General features: G+C 22.7%; 24 protein-coding genes and 1 pseudogene. 11 read left to right on the forward strand and 14 right to left on the reverse strand.

From position 1 onward, the window contains the following. Nucleotides 1-359: 359 nt before the first annotated feature. Complete coding sequence (locus tag SDAV_RS06680) at nt 360-581, reverse strand: hypothetical protein (RefSeq protein WP_114564993.1); 222 nt, start codon at nt 579-581, stop codon at nt 360-362. Here SDAV_RS06680 and SDAV_RS06685 point away from each other — a divergent pair. Next, on the forward strand, nt 565-1,326 hold the full coding sequence (locus SDAV_RS06685; protein WP_114564994.1) for a hypothetical protein: 762 nt from the start codon (nt 565-567) through the stop codon (nt 1,324-1,326). The genes SDAV_RS06680 and SDAV_RS06685 overlap by 17 nt on opposite strands. Nucleotides 1,327-1,415: 89 nt before the next feature. Here SDAV_RS06685 and SDAV_RS06690 read toward each other — a convergent pair whose 3' ends face one another. Then, complete coding sequence (locus SDAV_RS06690; RefSeq protein ID WP_114564995.1) at nt 1,416-1,889, reverse strand: hypothetical protein; 474 nt, start codon at nt 1,887-1,889, stop codon at nt 1,416-1,418. A 462-nt stretch (nt 1,890-2,351) separates the two neighbouring features. On the opposite strand from SDAV_RS06690, the gene SDAV_RS06695 reads away from it, so the two are divergent. The 7 genes and pseudogenes from SDAV_RS06695 to SDAV_RS06730 all read left to right on the forward strand — a co-directional run. After that, nucleotides 2,352-2,501, forward strand: a complete 150-nt coding sequence (locus tag SDAV_RS06695; RefSeq protein ID WP_071890527.1) for a hypothetical protein — start codon at nt 2,352-2,354, stop codon at nt 2,499-2,501. Next, entirely contained in the window at nt 2,501-2,758 is a 258-nt protein-coding gene (locus SDAV_RS06700) for a hypothetical protein (RefSeq protein ID WP_105299281.1), read from the forward strand. Before SDAV_RS06695 ends, SDAV_RS06700 begins: the two co-directional genes overlap by 1 nt. 324 nt (nt 2,759-3,082) lie before the next feature. Then, nucleotides 3,083-3,433, forward strand: coding sequence for a hypothetical protein (locus SDAV_RS06705; RefSeq protein ID WP_114564996.1), 351 nt, complete (start codon nt 3,083-3,085; stop codon nt 3,431-3,433). Then, a complete protein-coding gene (locus SDAV_RS06710; RefSeq protein ID WP_114564997.1) occupies nt 3,417-3,869 on the forward strand; it encodes a DUF3627 domain-containing protein in 453 nt (150 codons plus the stop codon). The genes SDAV_RS06705 and SDAV_RS06710 overlap by 17 nt, the downstream gene beginning before the upstream one ends. Nucleotides 3,870-4,021: 152 nt before the next feature. Then, nucleotides 4,022-4,225: a DUF2649 domain-containing protein gene (locus tag SDAV_RS06720; protein ID WP_105298526.1), complete on the forward strand. Its 204-nt coding sequence runs from the start codon at nt 4,022-4,024 to the stop codon at nt 4,223-4,225. Continuing rightward, entirely contained in the window at nt 4,225-5,238 is a 1,014-nt protein-coding gene (locus SDAV_RS06725; protein WP_114564998.1) for a hypothetical protein, read from the forward strand. Before SDAV_RS06720 ends, SDAV_RS06725 begins: the two co-directional genes overlap by 1 nt. A gap of 100 nt (nt 5,239-5,338) precedes the next feature. Then, nucleotides 5,339-6,580 (forward strand): annotated as a pseudogene (locus SDAV_RS06730) (spiroplasma phage ORF1-like family protein); the annotation flags it as partial. Nucleotides 6,581-6,591: 11 nt separating this feature from the next. Here the strand turns inward: SDAV_RS06730 and SDAV_RS12655 are convergent. The 12 genes from SDAV_RS12655 to SDAV_RS06785 all read right to left on the reverse strand — a co-directional run bounded on the left by SDAV_RS12655 (nt 6,592) and on the right by SDAV_RS06785 (nt 13,326). Beyond that, entirely contained in the window at nt 6,592-7,044 is a 453-nt protein-coding gene (locus tag SDAV_RS12655) for a lipoprotein (RefSeq protein ID WP_222611536.1), read from the reverse strand. Between the two features lie 145 nt (nt 7,045-7,189). Continuing rightward, nucleotides 7,190-8,596 (reverse strand): spiroplasma phage ORF1-like family protein, encoded by a 1,407-nt coding sequence (locus SDAV_RS06740; protein WP_114565000.1) that lies wholly within the window; start codon nt 8,594-8,596, stop codon nt 7,190-7,192. Between the two features lie 12 nt (nt 8,597-8,608). Further along, nucleotides 8,609-8,845, reverse strand: a complete 237-nt coding sequence (locus SDAV_RS06745) for a hypothetical protein (protein ID WP_071937724.1) — start codon at nt 8,843-8,845, stop codon at nt 8,609-8,611. Further along, nucleotides 8,845-9,138 (reverse strand): hypothetical protein, encoded by a 294-nt coding sequence (locus SDAV_RS06750; RefSeq protein WP_114565001.1) that lies wholly within the window; start codon nt 9,136-9,138, stop codon nt 8,845-8,847. Before SDAV_RS06750 ends, SDAV_RS06745 begins: the two co-directional genes overlap by 1 nt. After that, nucleotides 9,131-10,141 (reverse strand): hypothetical protein, encoded by a 1,011-nt coding sequence (locus SDAV_RS06755; RefSeq protein ID WP_114565002.1) that lies wholly within the window; start codon nt 10,139-10,141, stop codon nt 9,131-9,133. The genes SDAV_RS06750 and SDAV_RS06755 overlap by 8 nt, the downstream gene beginning before the upstream one ends. 4 nt (nt 10,142-10,145) lie before the next feature. Further along, nucleotides 10,146-10,355 carry a DUF2649 family protein gene (locus SDAV_RS06760; protein ID WP_114565003.1) on the reverse strand — a complete coding sequence of 70 codons (210 nt, stop codon included), beginning with the start codon at nt 10,353-10,355 and terminating at the stop codon, nt 10,146-10,148. A gap of 220 nt (nt 10,356-10,575) precedes the next feature. Further along, the gene (locus tag SDAV_RS06765) at nt 10,576-10,779 is read right to left on the reverse strand and encodes a hypothetical protein (protein WP_071937759.1); all 204 of its coding nucleotides are present in this window, start codon (nt 10,777-10,779) and stop codon (nt 10,576-10,578) included. 131 nt (nt 10,780-10,910) lie between these two features. Beyond that, nucleotides 10,911-11,093 (reverse strand): hypothetical protein, encoded by a 183-nt coding sequence (locus tag SDAV_RS06770; protein ID WP_114565004.1) that lies wholly within the window; start codon nt 11,091-11,093, stop codon nt 10,911-10,913. A 19-nt stretch (nt 11,094-11,112) separates the two neighbouring features. Then, a complete protein-coding gene (locus tag SDAV_RS06775; RefSeq protein WP_114565005.1) occupies nt 11,113-11,334 on the reverse strand; it encodes a hypothetical protein in 222 nt (73 codons plus the stop codon). A gap of 102 nt (nt 11,335-11,436) precedes the next feature. Beyond that, nucleotides 11,437-11,574 (reverse strand): hypothetical protein, encoded by a 138-nt coding sequence (locus SDAV_RS12065; RefSeq protein WP_186823340.1) that lies wholly within the window; start codon nt 11,572-11,574, stop codon nt 11,437-11,439. 1 nt (nt 11,575) lies between these two features. Continuing rightward, nucleotides 11,576-11,923, reverse strand: coding sequence for a hypothetical protein (locus SDAV_RS06780; protein ID WP_114565006.1), 348 nt, complete (start codon nt 11,921-11,923; stop codon nt 11,576-11,578). A 473-nt stretch (nt 11,924-12,396) separates the two neighbouring features. Then, entirely contained in the window at nt 12,397-13,326 is a 930-nt protein-coding gene (locus SDAV_RS06785) for a rolling circle replication-associated protein (protein ID WP_114565007.1), read from the reverse strand. A 276-nt stretch (nt 13,327-13,602) separates the two neighbouring features. On the opposite strand from SDAV_RS06785, the gene SDAV_RS06790 reads away from it, so the two are divergent. The 3 genes from SDAV_RS06790 (at nt 13,603) to SDAV_RS13345 (ending at nt 15,835) form a co-directional block, all read left to right on the forward strand. Then, on the forward strand, nt 13,603-14,691 hold the full coding sequence (locus tag SDAV_RS06790) for a DDE-type integrase/transposase/recombinase (RefSeq protein WP_114565008.1): 1,089 nt from the start codon (nt 13,603-13,605) through the stop codon (nt 14,689-14,691). A 334-nt stretch (nt 14,692-15,025) separates the two neighbouring features. After that, a complete protein-coding gene (locus tag SDAV_RS13340) occupies nt 15,026-15,352 on the forward strand; it encodes a hypothetical protein (RefSeq protein WP_245938316.1) in 327 nt (108 codons plus the stop codon). 12 nt (nt 15,353-15,364) lie between these two features. After that, nucleotides 15,365-15,835, forward strand: coding sequence for a GNAT family N-acetyltransferase (locus SDAV_RS13345; RefSeq protein ID WP_245938317.1), 471 nt, complete (start codon nt 15,365-15,367; stop codon nt 15,833-15,835). The last annotated feature ends 41 nt before the right edge of the window (nt 15,836-15,876 follow it).

Consider the following 15,876-nt stretch of genomic DNA (forward strand, 5'->3'; position numbering starts at 1 on the left):
TCTTCTGAAAATTCAGGAATATCAATATAAGTTGAACTATCAGGTTTAAATGATGATATAGGTACTGGTTCTCATTTTATTTTTTTACCTATATAAAATATTCATTTTATTACTTGTTCAAAAGTATCTTTAAAACTTTTATTAAACGATAATTTATTATTTTCAATACCAAATTCATCTGATAATAATAATTCTAAACTATTATAATCTTTTTGATGTAACGGGGCATTAACTGTTATTGAACTACCACTTTGTGCTTTTTTAACAATATATTTTCCATCTTCTTTATCAATATAATCTTTATTTAAATCACTATCTTTAATAACATCAGATGGTATATCACCACCTTGTTTTGCTTTTTATACATTATTTTCATAATAAATCGTATCATTATCAAAAGGCACTGATAATTCATTATTAGAATTATATATAATACTTTTATTATCAATTTTAACGGAAATATTTTTTATATAATTATCAATATAATTTGCTAATAATTCCCTTGATATTTCAATTTGTCATATTCCACTTTTTTCAGTACTAGATCATGGAATAATTGATAAAGTGTTAGATGTAAACATACTATTTTTTCATACATATTTAGCATCTGCTTCACTTAACATAATTGGTCGATCTTTATGATTAGTATCAGGCTTAAGTCAAACACAAAATTCTGCTTTACCATTTTATGAAAAACAAGAATTTACTTCTTTTCAAGAACTATTAACTTTTTTAAACCAAAATATTAAAGCTTCCTGAGAATACATTGTTAAAAATTTTTGTAATACTTATAAAGAACAACTAAAAAAACTAATATTATTATTCTATAATATTCTTGCAAATATTTTTAACAAAAATAATGTAAATGATATTTTAAGACAAATTAAAGTTGAAAATTTAAATAATGTTTGAAGATATGCTAATTCATGTAATAGACAAGTTGTTCTTAATTCGACCACTTTAAAATGTGACTATGCAAACACAGCAATTTATGAATGAACAAGTGGGTTTAAAACATCAAATAGTATTTTTAAAACTTTATTTCATGAAATTAGTCATATTATTCACTTTTATTCTCTTTCTAGGAATATTAATCCTATTGAACATCTAAAAGAATTTTTAGTAAAAAAAAAAATAATAATTCACACAATTTGGATAGAGAAAAAAAATCAATTATTTCATCTTAGCGAATATTCTTTTAAAAGTTCTTTTGAATTTTTTGCCGAAGGATTTTCATACTGATTTTTAACAAATGATACATTAAAAACCAAAGCATGAGAATTTTGACATGAGTTTTTAACTTTTTATTTGCCAAGTTTAAGATAATTTTATTTTTATTTAAAACTAAATTAAGTGACTTAACAATTTTATTTTAAATTAAAAAACACTGATAAACATCAGTGCAAGTTATTTAATTAACGTGAAACTTGATCTAATAATTTTTGTCATTTTTGTGACTCTTTTTCTCATGATTCTTTTGATAAAATCATTTTTCGATCACGCATTGCTTTTTTAACACGTGAAATATTTGTCAAACGAGCTTGTTTTTTAGCACGTTCTTCATATAAAGCATTATTTTTAGCAATTTCTTCTTTCCGTTTTTGTTCTAATAAAGCAATTTTTTCTTGTTCAATCTTATCAACATCTTTAAGTTTTGATGCTGCTTTAAGTTCTTTTTCCTTTGCTAATTTAATTTTTTCTTCTCATTTTTTTGCTGCAATAGCACATGCTTCATTATTTTTTTTAATTCATTCTTCATGCATTAGTTTTTCTTTTGCTGCTTTTATATCAGTTTTAGTAGTTAACTCTTTTCCTTCCTCAATAATTTGATTTATTAAATCAACTACTGGTAATTCTTCTTGCATAACAATTTTCTTTTTTATTGCCATAAATAAACTCCTCATCTTTTTATGTTTCGTTTCCTATATAAGAATATTTATTGATATTTCTAAATAGACTATTGTCATTATATCAAAAAAAATAAAAAATTTAAAATATTCCTTTTGTGTATTCCATATATTTTGTAGAAACCACATACATTTTGTATTTTTGGTTTTTACAGTTTTGGAAAGTAAATTTTTTTAATATTTTTAATTGAGGAGTTGAAATTATGCAAACAAAGCAATATTTTATTTTGCGGTCCCTAGTGAAAAAGTATGGTAAAGATAATGTTATTAATACTGTTAATAAGATTGCAAAAGATATTGAAATTAAAAAGTAAAAGAATAAATTATTCCGCGTAATTTATTAGCGGATAATTTATTCAGTAGTGTTTTTAATGGAGCGAAGCGACAACGAGCGGAGCGAGTTTGCAAATTTCAATTTTTTAGTTTTTAGAAAGGAGATGTATTATGCCAACTTGATTAACGACAATATTTAGTGTTGTTATTGTATTAGCAATTTTTCTTTATTTTGGTTTATTAATTTATCAAAAAATTAAACAAATTCGAGGAAAGAAAAAAGATAAAAAAGAAATTGAAAGAAAGGAGAGTAATAAATAATGTTAGGTATGTATTTAACAACAGCGTTTAATTTTTTAACAGTAACTACACCTACACCTAAAACTATGTCTGAGGGTATGACTGGGATTTGAACGGGTTTAACTAGTGCATTATGAAAAGTTAAAGAAGGTATAACAAATATTTTACCTGAGATAATGGTTTTCTTAGGTGAAGCGTGAATTATTTTAATTCCATTTGCTATATTTTGTATTATTAAAATCTTAAACTTTTTCCGTGTTATGGTTAAAGGATTTTAGTATTTATTATAATCGATTATATCTTAGTTAAGGCACACTAAATAGATGGTATCACATTTGTAAAAAATGAATTTATTAAATAGAAAAATGAAATTATTATATTTACTATTAAAGTTCTTAATAGTTATTTTCAGTGTGCCAATTTTTATTATTTTTATATTTAACAATGTTTATTAACAGTGTTTATTAAACATTAAATAAACAATATATTAGCATTATATATAACATTGTTAATAATCAGTGTTTATTACAATTAAAAAACATTATATAAACATTATTTATAACATTGTTTATTAAACAAATATTTAGTTAGGAGATTATATTATGGATATGAAATTTAAAACAACTAAGGAATATAAAAAATTAAAAAAAGAATTTATTTTTTTTAATTTGTGTTTTGGTTTTTGTTATTTTTTAATTTTCATTTGTTCTGGTTTTTCTATTGTTGTTATAATTTGGTCTTTAAATGTAGGAGATATTATTTATATTTTAATTTCCTTTTTCTGTTTAATAGCTTCTGTTTCCTTTTTATTATTATTGATTATAGGTCATATAATACAAGTTAAGGAATTTAAAGTTACAGTATTTAAGAAGCAATTATTACCGTTAGAAAATATAGTTGGAAAATTAGGAGAAGGTAAAATGCTAAGAAGTGGAGATGATAAAATTGAGTAATTTTGTTAAGAAAAATCAGAATATAGAAAATTACTTTATTGATAAGGAATTTATCCCTTTTACAACAGAAAAAGCAAGTTTTATTAATTTACCTAATCATAATCGTCATATTGGTTTTTGATTGAGTAATAAGTTTATTTATCCTAGTGAAAAACATTCAGAGCAAGTAGCAATCGGTTTGATTTATGATAATTCTTACCCTATTGTAAAATATGATGAAAATTTAAAGCGAAATATTTGAAAATATTTAACTGGAACCGAATTAATCAATTTATATAATCAATATAAACAAAATTATTTTACTAAAATGAAAAAAGCGTTATTTTTAAGTGAACCTAAAAAAGTAAAAGCAAATAATAATAATAATAATAATTTAACAAATTGAAGTGTTGAAAAAGAAGAACAATTAATTAATGATTTAGAAAGTTTAAATTAAATGAGTTTATATGATTATTGAGTTCAATTTGTTAGTTATATTATTGGTTCAAATGCCCCTGAGTTTTTATATGTTATATCGTTTGTGTTATTTATTGTTTTGTTTTTTGGAATGTTTTTTAAACTTATTCAAAAAATGTGGAGTTTTTAAAGATGCAAAATGATTGACAAGAATTCAAAGAGTTTTTTATTTATATTTTTTTGTTTATAGATAAAACGAATGTTGAAAGTATTACAATGTGGAATTTAACGCAAAATGAATATTTAACTTTGATGGTTGGTGTTTGAATTGTGATTTTGTTTTTAACTTGGTTTTTCTTGTGAATGGTTTTTAAAATAGTTGGGTATTTTAAATAATGAAAAAGTTTATATTTTTCTTTAAAAACTATTGTTATATTAGTGGTTCAATGCTTTTGTTTAGTTTAATTGATTTATTACTTTGAATAATTTCTTTGTATTGTGTTGGTTTAGTATTTTGAATATTATTTGCTTTGCAGTGTGTTTATTTTGTGTGATGATTGTGAAAAAATATTTTTTATCAGTTAAATGCTTTTCGGTTAGTGAATTTTGTTTGAGATAATCCGTTATCGGTAATTATTGGTAAGTTAGGAACTGGTAAAACATTACTTTTAACTTATTTGTCGCAAACTATGAAATTATTGACAGATGAAATTTATAGTAATTATCCGTTAGAAGATGATAAAGTTAAAGTTTTAACATTTAAAAATTTAGATTTTACCGATCGAACAAAACCGGTTCCCCTAGATGATAGTGTTATTTTATTTGATGAAAGTTATTTGTATATTGATGGAACTAGTCCTCACGATGAGAAAAAAGTTCATAGTGGTAAAATACCGTGAATTGTTTTAGCGAGACATTTTGGACATCGTGCGTTGTTTACTGCTCAGCGTGAGGGTATGATTTGAAATAATATTCGCCAGTTAGCAAGTGGGATTATTATTCCAATTTCATTGAAAAAACCCGTTGCTAAAAAAGGATTTAATTTTTTTAATCGTTTCTTTATTATGCGAATGGGAATTTTTCAAGATATAACGGATTATGAAATTTGAAAAACAAAATCAGTAGAACGAACAGCAGAAGGTAAAAGAGTAAAACATAAGTCGGATGTTGGGTTAGGAATTCGGTTTTTTAAAATAATTATTCCCCTTGAATTTGCGAATAAATATGATAGTCAATGATTAAAATTTGTGCGTGATTTAAAAAATGATGAAATTGTTAATAAAAAAGAATATTATTGGTCGGAAATCACAAAATTAAGTGTTAAAGAACGATTGGAGTTATTTGATATTGATATTTTGAAAAAGAATTTAAAACCTAAAAAAGAGAAAGGAAATAGTAAAGATGATTAATTTATTAGTTGAAAATAATAATAGTAATTGAGACAAGATTTTTAGTTTTGTTTTTGATATATTTTTGTTTATTTTTGATGTAATTTGAAATACAAAATTACCGATGACAGTTGGTACAAAGCGGATAATTTTTGATTTTGAGACGGTTGATGAGTTGGATGTTAAAAATATTAAAAAAGCAATTTATCGAATGATTTTGACTGTTGATGAAGCAAATTTAATTATTTCTGGTAGTTTAGAGTTAAATAATATTAATAATGATGATTTAAGTTTTAATTTTAGTTTTATGCGAACGGGAATGGGTGAAGTTTTTAATTTTAATGGTTCAATTTATTCATCATTAAATAGTAAAGATTTAAAATATTATCAACAGTTTAGCGGTCAGTTTGATTTATCTAAGTTTTTACAGTCGTTTTTTGCAAGTGCGTTGGTGCCAGTGTTTCAAAATCGTAGTTCGTTTATTAAAAATGGATATATTGATAATTTACAGTATGATACTGTTTTAGTTAATTTTTTTGCTTTGAAATTACAAAATTTTAATAATATTTTGTTGAGTGAAAATATTAACGATAAATTACAATTTGATAAATTATTAAATAGTATGTTTAAGATTTCACAGAAATTTTATACTAATTATTTACGTACGATTTTTGATTTAGAGAATAATACTTATGTTCAAGGTTATAATAAAAAATATGGTTTATTAGTAAATAATGGTTTTAAAATTTACCCACGATATTTTTATTTTTCAGATAAATATAAACAGTTAGATATTAAATTATATTCAGCATTTAAAAATCGGTTTTATACGATTAATAATTATGGTAGTGTTTTTAATTATGATTTTTCGGTTGCTAATAATTATAATATTAAGTCAAATTCGGGTTATGTTTTTGGCGGTGATTTACAAAATAAATATGGTTTGCAATATAAAAAAATTGAAGAACAAAAAATCGGTTATAATGTTTTTGAATTGCAAGCACAAAAAGAGAATGATATGTACCGATATTATGATTTTAATTTTGGAATTTATAACTGACAAGAGATTAATAATGGTGGTTTGTTCCCCGATAAACAATGATGACAAGTGCAATATGTAACGCCAGAGGGTTGATGAGATTTTGGTGCTCATATTAAAAATGCGGTGATTTGAATTGTCAATACTATTCCTGGTGTTAAACAAGTTAATGAATTAGCGAGTGGTGTTGGTAAGGTTTTTGAAACAGTATATAGTTTTTTTAGTCAAATATTTGAGGTATGAAAATTTAATCCAGCATTGTATAGTACAATAACAAATATCTTTTTATTAATTATTTTTATGAAATTTGTGCGATTAATATAAAAAAGGAACTGTTATTCAGTTCCTTTTTGTTCTTTTCAATCAGTAATTTCACCGGTGTTTTTATCAATGGTTGGTGTTTCGGGTTCACCATCACCATCTCAATAATAAATTATTGCTTTTGAACTTCATGCTGCGGTATTATTAATATATTTTGCATCTTTTTTAATTATGTTTCATTGTTGGATTAGATATGGATAAATTACAATATATTTCCTATCATCTTCTTTTACATATTTATTTTTATCAGTAGAAGCAATTATTTTGGGTGGTACTAAAACATCATTAACCCTAGGAATTAATTTTCAATTACTATCTTTTGGTGGTTGTTGTGGATTATATGATGGTTTTGGTTTATTATCTCCTTTCCCGTTTTCATTATTATTTGGTTTTTGACAACTAATTAATGATGTTGTACTTGTTGCGGTTAATCCGATTGCTCCTATTATGCTAAGTCATTTTTTCATATAGATTGCTCCTTTTTATTGTTTTATCAAGGAAAGGGGCTTCGCCCCTAAGTCGCTCCGCGACTTTTACCCCTTTAAGTAAGGTGGTGTGGTGGTTTATCCACGCACCACCTTACTTTTTTTACCAACAACATTATTTTTACTATTAAAAATAGCGTAAAAGTCCGTTAACCATTGCTAAAACTAAAATAGAACTTAACATAATTTTAAATGTAATATCAAAAGCAAACAAATTACCAATATTATTAAACAATTCAGAAACATTACTAAACACATGTACTATCCCATTAACAAATTTATAAATTTCTTTCATACCAGGCAAATTATTTACAATCCAAATTGCCGCATTTTCAATATGAATATCTAAACGGTATCAAGCACCTTTTTTATAAGGTAATTGTCAAATTTTTCCATCATTAAGTTCACCATTTCAATCAGTAGCATTATAAAGACTAAAATTAAAACCATTAATTGAAATAGATCTATTTTCTATTAATGTAGTTGTACTAAATCTAATTAAATTAAAACCTTGATATTTTGACCTATCTGTCATATCTAATAATTTTATTGATTGAGTATATTTATCATTATTAGAAGGTAAAATATTAGTCTTATAATCTCAATTTGAATAATAAGAAAAATAATCATTAGTACTATTTATCGTATAGGCATTATATAATTGCACTCGTGGTTTTAAATAATAAATATCTGTATCAGGAAATCTTAAAATATTAAAAACCATTGATTTTGGATATAATAAAAAACCATTTTTTACAAAAAACACAAAACCTAAATTACCATTATTAGATGTAAAATAAATAAATTCTCTAAAATTAGAAATATCAAATATAACTCTTAAAACATTAGAATAAAAATAATCTAAAACTTGAAATAAATTATCCAACGAATAAAAATTTTGTTTAACATCATTAACAAAATAATTACTGTTAGATTTTTTAAGAATATCCATATTAAGCAATTCTTTATAATTAAAATTTAAAACTAAATAATTCATATCAAAATGTTTATAACTCTGATTGGCAATAATTGGCATAAATAAATATTGTATAATTTCTCAATTAAAAGTAAATTCATATTTTATATTGTTTTTATAAATAAAAATATCTAACAATTTATTTGGCGTTTTATAATCTATTATTAATCTACCCAAAGAACCCACCTCAGAAATATCTTTTGGGTTTCAACTTAATAAATAACTTCAACCAGTATTTTTAATTTTATTAAATCAAAAATTACTATCATTTTTATCAGCACTTACATTTGGAATAAAAGGAGTTTCAACACCAAAACTAAATGCATAATTACTAGGGTCTAAACCTTGCATAAAATAATCTTGTCGCAACATTAAAGTAGACTGAAAATCATATTCATTTGCTTTTGCATAAGTTAAATCACTAAAATTATCATTATTTCTTGTTTCTACTTTACAAACATTACTAATATAATTTATAGTTGTAGCACTACAAAAAAGAAATATTCAACCAAATATTAAATAAAAAATAATAAATATATCTAATAATCGTTTTCGCATTGTTTTGACCCCCTAAACAATAAAAATAATTCTAATACCCATAATAATAATTCCAAACGCCATATATAACTGGAAAATAGGATGTGTCGCAATAATAAATAACTGTGCTACTAATTTATAAAAATCATTAGCAGACTCCAAATAATTTTTAACAGTAGAAAAACCTAAATCTGTTGCCACAACAATATTAGCAATAAAACCAAATCCAACAGTTAAACCAATAACAAAGAAAAATATTAACTTTAACATTATTTATCACTATCCTTATTATTACTTTTAGAATTATTACTTATATTTTTAACTCCATTAGATATTTGCTTACTTGCTTGTAAAGAAGAACGAGAAACTGAACTTAAACCACGAGAACTATTAACCAATAACATAATGACATTTATAACACCACCAATTACTCAAATTACAAATAAAGGAATATTTGTACCTGGCAATTTTAAAGTTCACATTCAATCCATTATTTTCATAAAAATATCAACCACAACATTAATAGCACCATTTCATACATCATTAGCAAGTAAATTAATCATTTTCTAACTCTCCCAAATTCTTTAATAAATGTTCCATCCCCATCTCTCGTAATTCATTAATCGTAATATCTTTTTTAACAATACTAGGTCAATTTTGTTTAATATAACTTGGTACTTTATCATTTTTTAAATCACGCACAAATTTTAAATATTTACTATCATATTGCATTGCAATAGATAAAGGAATTGTTATCTTAACAAAATTAATACCAATATCTTTATTAGATTTTTTACGAACTCTTTTTCCATTTGCTGTTCGTTTAACCGTTTCAGTTTTTCATATTAAATAATCACCTAAATCATCAAAAAAACCTATTTTCATTTTAAAATAAGGAAAAAATATACTAGGTGGAATACATTGCATAGGAACAATAATCATATTAGCAATTTCTCTATATTCCACTCAATTCTGATTAATTCGTTGTCCAGAAAAAATAATATTATTATCAAACTGACGACATAACAAAAAATATGGAATTAATCCGCTAAACTTTTTATTGTTTTCTTCCGGTTTCGCACCATTCATATACAAAAATATTTCATCAAATAAAATTAAACTATCATTTGGTGGTATCTTATAATTTTTATTTTTAAAATCTAAATGGTTTAAACCTAAAACTCCAATTTTTTCATCATCAATAAAATAATTAGAATAAACATTATCAAATTTAGCAATTTGCGATAAATAAGTCATTAATAAAGTTTTACCAGTACCCAAAGCACCGTTAATAATTGATATTGGACTACTTTTAACAATTTTAATTAATTTCCGTGTTTGAAAAAGATTACTAAAAAAAGACCAAAAGAAAATAATATCAAAAATTACTAAAAAAATAAAAAAGATAATATCTATAACTGATGTAGAACTAAAATATATAAACTGTAAATTAAAACAAACAATAAAAAAATAAAACAAAATATTTGCCATAAATCAATTTACATATCAATAAGAAACCTTAATATTTTTTTGTCTTCTAAATAAATTAAAATAATTTTTAAACATATATCTACACCACCAATCTAATTGTTTTATATAAAATAAATATTGATAACCAAATTAGAAAAAAAACAACTAATCAAACACCTATCATAATTACTGAATAAGTAATATTATCAATAAAACTACCAACAAAGTTATCAATTTCAGTTTTCGGAATAAAATAAAAAATTTGTAAAAGACCTTGATATACTCGTTGCAAAAAAATATTTCAGTCCATTATTTTATCCACCTAAAAATACAACTTAAAATTAAAAATAACATCCCAAAAACAAGTATTAAAAATACAACAAATATAACAATATCTAAAATAGCGGGATGATTAACTCCGAAAATAATTGTCATAAATTCATAATATAAATCTCATACACTTTGCATTTTTCTTATTCCTTTCCTAAATGTTAATTACTAAAATCAAGATTAGAGTTTATTATTAAATATTAATATCCATGAATTAACTTTCTGATTGTTTGAATTCCTAAAACCACAAACATTAAAACTAACGGAGTAATTAATAACATATGTGATCCTAAAAAAGCAATAAATCAGTTAGTAAAAGCAATCGCTCAATTAGCAAGAATAGCAGCAAAATCCGCTATTTGCTTAATAACATCAGCATCGCCCGTTAATAAATTTAAATTCATTAATAACAGCTCACTTAAAATACTTTCTATTAATAATAAAACCTTCGCATACTCTAACCTTGATTTTAGTAATTAACACTAAAAACTAAAATCAATTTTTATACTTGCGAAGGTATTTGATTGATATTAACTTATTCAACAGACTTATCTGCTTTTTTAATTTTTCGTTTTCCCCATTCTTTAAATTCTACTTTTTTAGAACAATGCGGACAAATTAAATACTTATTTTTAAATCTAAATATTGTATTAACTGTTAAAAATAACAATAACATAAACATTGTAATTACTAAAATAATTGTTGCAAAAACGGTCATTAATTATCACCACCTTTTTTTAATTTTTGCTTTCTATATTTAACATATAATTTTTGACTTGCTCCACTAATAATTTAAAATGTTGTTCTTCCATAACACCAATATCAATAACATTATGGTTAAGATATAACTTAATTGCTTTTCTTAACATAAATAATGGTATTTTAGTAGGTAAACATTGATGTATAACATTAACTAAATACTCTAATCTCTGTTTATATAACTTAGTTTGCTTTTTCATTAAAAAACTCCAACATAAACAAAAAACAATATAAACCAAACAACTAATAACAAACAAGAAATTATAAAAATAATTCAGTCTCAATTAATATTTAATTTATATTTATTCTTTGCCATTATCTAACCTAGAATAATATTGATTAATTAAAACAACATTTTTATTAACACAATTTCAACAATAACGAGACCCATTTTCTCAAACAATATCATTAATACAAACCATACATAACTGTTGTTGCATATTAACTATTGCTTTCTGTTATTGATGAATTATTAGAATATTTATTAATAAAATCTTGCTCGTTATAATTTTCTGTATATGGTTCAACAATATTAATTTTTCCATCCCATTTAAGCGAAACATAAAATAAATTACCATCAATTAAATAAGGTTTTAATTTTAAATAATTTTCATCAGTTATTTTAAATCATTTTGATTTTGACAAATCTTTCGTACCTTTAAAAGTACCATTTTCTAATTTAATAACTGGTGTAAATGTATAACTATCTCATTTACTTTCATTACCTTTGTCATCTTTAATAATTTTACCCGTTGCAATTTCTATCAACTGTACTAGAAATCTATTCATAAGATTTCTCCTTTCTTTTAAAAAACTATATAGTTTCTTAAAAGATTTCTTAAAAAATTGAAACTTAAAATAACTATTATAATTAAATCAAAAACAACCACGTTAATTTTTTAATTATTAAAAAGGAGTTTTATTATGCTTAAAATTGCTATTTGAATACTAGAGTTTTTATAGTGTTTTTTATTTGAATAAGTTTATAAATAAGCATAAAAAAACATTTAATTATATCTAAGTTTCGGTTGAGGAAACCTTTTAAGATTTGAAACTCAAACATAATAAAATGTTTAAGTTAAATTAATAATACAATAAAAATTAAAATTGTCAAATTTTCAGCACAAAAAATAAATATATTTTAAAATATACATCCCCATCTTGTTTTTTTTTTTTTTTTTTGTTTTAATTAATTTGTGGTAATTGTTGGTTGAGGCGATTACCACATTTTTTAATGAGTTTTTAACTCATTTTTTTTATTTTTAACACCTTAAATTTGTATTTTTATTAACAGTAAAATTATTATTTTTAACTAAATTTCTAAATATTTTTCTATCAGCAGAAACATATTTTTTATATTCTCTAAACTTATCTAAACCATAATAACTATCACAACTAAAACCAATTTTATAACCGTTTTCATCACCAAAAGCAAAATAATTCAAGTTATCTTTAACTGAATAAATTAAATCTTGTTCAGATAATTCAACAACACCGACTTTAACCTTTGGATTTTTACAATTTTTACTAAATTGATATGCTTTGATGTTTAAATCATAATGATTTTGTGACTTATCATTATTAGCAGTTTTTACAATATATTTAGCAAGATATTTAACTACATCTTCATTAGAACCAGCACGAACTTTAATATTTTTATTAATACCATATTTTCAATACTGTAAAACAATACTATTAGGTATTTTTTGATTTAATATGATATGAAAATGGACTGCTCCACGTTTTTGATACTCATAAGTATACATATATTTTAAAATTCCTTTATGATGTTTAGAACGAATAGGATTGTTTCATCAACGATTTATATTATTAAAAAATAACTTTAAATCATTTTTACATTTTTTAACATCTTTCTCATTAACGGCATAAGTTAAAGTTAGAAAACTTAAATTTTTACAATTTCAAAAATTTTCATATGCTTTGCGAATACAATTTCCTTGCGAGCGAATACGACTATTCCATAATTTTTTATCATTTTTTCCAGTATTTTTAACTCCCATTTTATTACGAAGATTATTATTAACTAATTCTAATGGTAAAACAATATTTTTAACATAATTACCATAAAATACTTTTTTTAAATAATATTCTTTTTTAACATAATTTAAAGCATTCATAATTAAATTATGACCTTTATTTGTTAAATTATCTTGAATAAAAACATTATTCATTTTTATAAACTCCTTCCAAATAAAAAAACACTAAATTATATTTTAAAAGTTTCGGTTGAGGAAACTATAAATAGTTTGAAACTTTCAATATAATTAAGTGTTTATATTTGAAAGTTATTTTTATTGTAATATATTATTTTTAATTTTGCAATATTTATTTTAATGATGTGCAGTTGTGTTAGTTAATATATAATTGATTTTATCACATATCAATTATATATCAATTATTCGTATTAAATATTAATTTTATATATTTTTGATGGTAGGTGTAAATTAATGAAATATATTATTAATAATTTTAATTTGTTTGATTTACAAGCAAAATTAAAGAATTTTTTAAGTAAAAATTATAAAAATAAATATTATAAAAGAATAAAACAAAAAATATTTTCATATATTAATTTGTGTAATGATTATTATAATGGTAATTTTTTTTTGAAAGATTTAATTAAAAAATATTTTAAAAATAAGTTTTCAACTTTTTATTATTGAGCGAATAAAATTTTAATTGCATATAAAAATAATGATTTTGCTGAATTATTATTAAAGTCAACAATTCCTAATAATATTAATTATCAATATAGTGATGATATTCGCAAAATTATTTGTGATTTATATTTTGAATATTGTAATAAACATGCTGGTGGTGTTTTATCTTTGTTTTATAATTTAAAAAAAGAAATTCATGGAGAAGAATTAAAAAATAAAGCACCAAAAAATTTAAAAACATTTTTTCGTTGACTTAAAAAAGATGAAAGATGATTAAAAATAAAAAATAAAATTAAAGAAATTAAAAAACAACATCCAAGATATGAAGTTAAAGAAATAGGTTTGTTACAGATGGACGCTAAATATTTTGTACCAAGTAAATTTCCAGTTGATAAAAAGTATTATGTTTATGATTTTATTGATGAAAAAACAAGATTAGCATTAGGATATGTTTATGATAAATTAAGTACTGATAATGCTATTGATGCTGTTAAAAAAGCAATTAGTGATTTTAAAAATATATTTGATATTATAATAACACGGATTAGAACTGATAACGGTTCTGAATTTATTAATAATTATCGTAATAATCAAAAAATTAGTGTTAAAAAGACTAATTTTACTCAATTTTTAACAGATAAAAATATTTTGCATCAAACAACACCAGTTCGCTCTCCACAGTCAAACGGTAAGATTGAAAGATTTCATCAAAATTATACTAAATTATTTGTATTTGAAGAAAAAATATTAAATGCAGTTAGTTTACAGAATAAATTAAATGATTATTATTATTTTTATAATTTTGAAAGAGTGCATAAGTCTTTAAATTTTCAGACACCATTTAATTTTTTGAATAGTTTAAGTTTAATTAAATAATTTTAAATTATTAAGTTTTTGTGTTTAAACTAAATAAGTTTATTATATTTTAATTAATTAATAATATGTAAATTAACTCATAAAATATGTCATTAAAATAATAAAATACGTATTTATTAATTAAAATTTAATAAATTATTTTTTAGTGTGTTTAATTTTATATTTTTTATTTATTTATTTTATGATATTTTTTTATTATAAATAAATATTTTTATTATTTTTGTTATTTTCTTGTAATCTTTAAAATGTGTGTGGTATACTACAGTATTCCATATATTTTGATTCAAAGGCAAAAAATGGTAGAATTAAAAAGTGGTAAAAAAGGAATAATATCATGCTAACATTTAACAATAAAAAATTAGATCAATTAGTTGCAAACTTTATTCATTATATGGTTGACCCTAAACATGACAATGGTAAACATCTAATTGAAAGTGATTATAAGAATTTCTTTCATCATATTGATTCACGTAATTCAAAAAGTAATTTAAATGTTGTTATTAGTTCACATCTCATAACAGCTGAACAATTTGCAAAAGCTATTGAAATTATTGAACAATATCATCAAACTAAAACACCTTTTACTTGATGTACTATTACCAACGATAATAATAAATTTGAAAAAACATTTTTTGAAAAAACTGGCCTTCAACATTTTTAAACAGCCATTGGAATGCTAATTGACTTAACAACTTTTAAAATTGCTAATCGTCCAAATGATAATGAACAATTTCAAGAAATAACAACAGAAACAAATGTTCTTAATGTTGTTGAAATCATTAAAAAAGCCTTTGATTTATCATTAATTGATTTAGCAAAATATCAATTAATTTGAGAATTAAATGAAGAACAAAAAATTATTTATTTTACAACTTTAATGAAAAATCAAGTCCCTGTTTCAACAAGAAACTTATATTTTGAGTCAGAATTAGCAATTATTGACGACATTGCTACTCATCCTGAACATCAAAAACAAGGTTATGCTAAGGAAATGTTAATTCATTTATTAAACCAAGCAAAAAAAGCAAATTACCACTATGCTGGTTTAGTTGCAACACCAGATGGTTTACATTTATATAAGAAACTGGGATTTGAATCACAACAACTATATTTTAATGTTTACACAATGCATTATTCAAAATAATAATTCATTTTTTTCTTATCCTATTTATGATTTATGATCTG

Origin of the sequence: Spiroplasma phoeniceum P40 (assembly GCF_003339775.1) — a bacterium.
In the GTDB taxonomy this organism is placed as follows: domain Bacteria; phylum Bacillota_I; class Bacilli_A; order Mycoplasmatales; family Mycoplasmataceae; genus Spiroplasma; species Spiroplasma phoeniceum.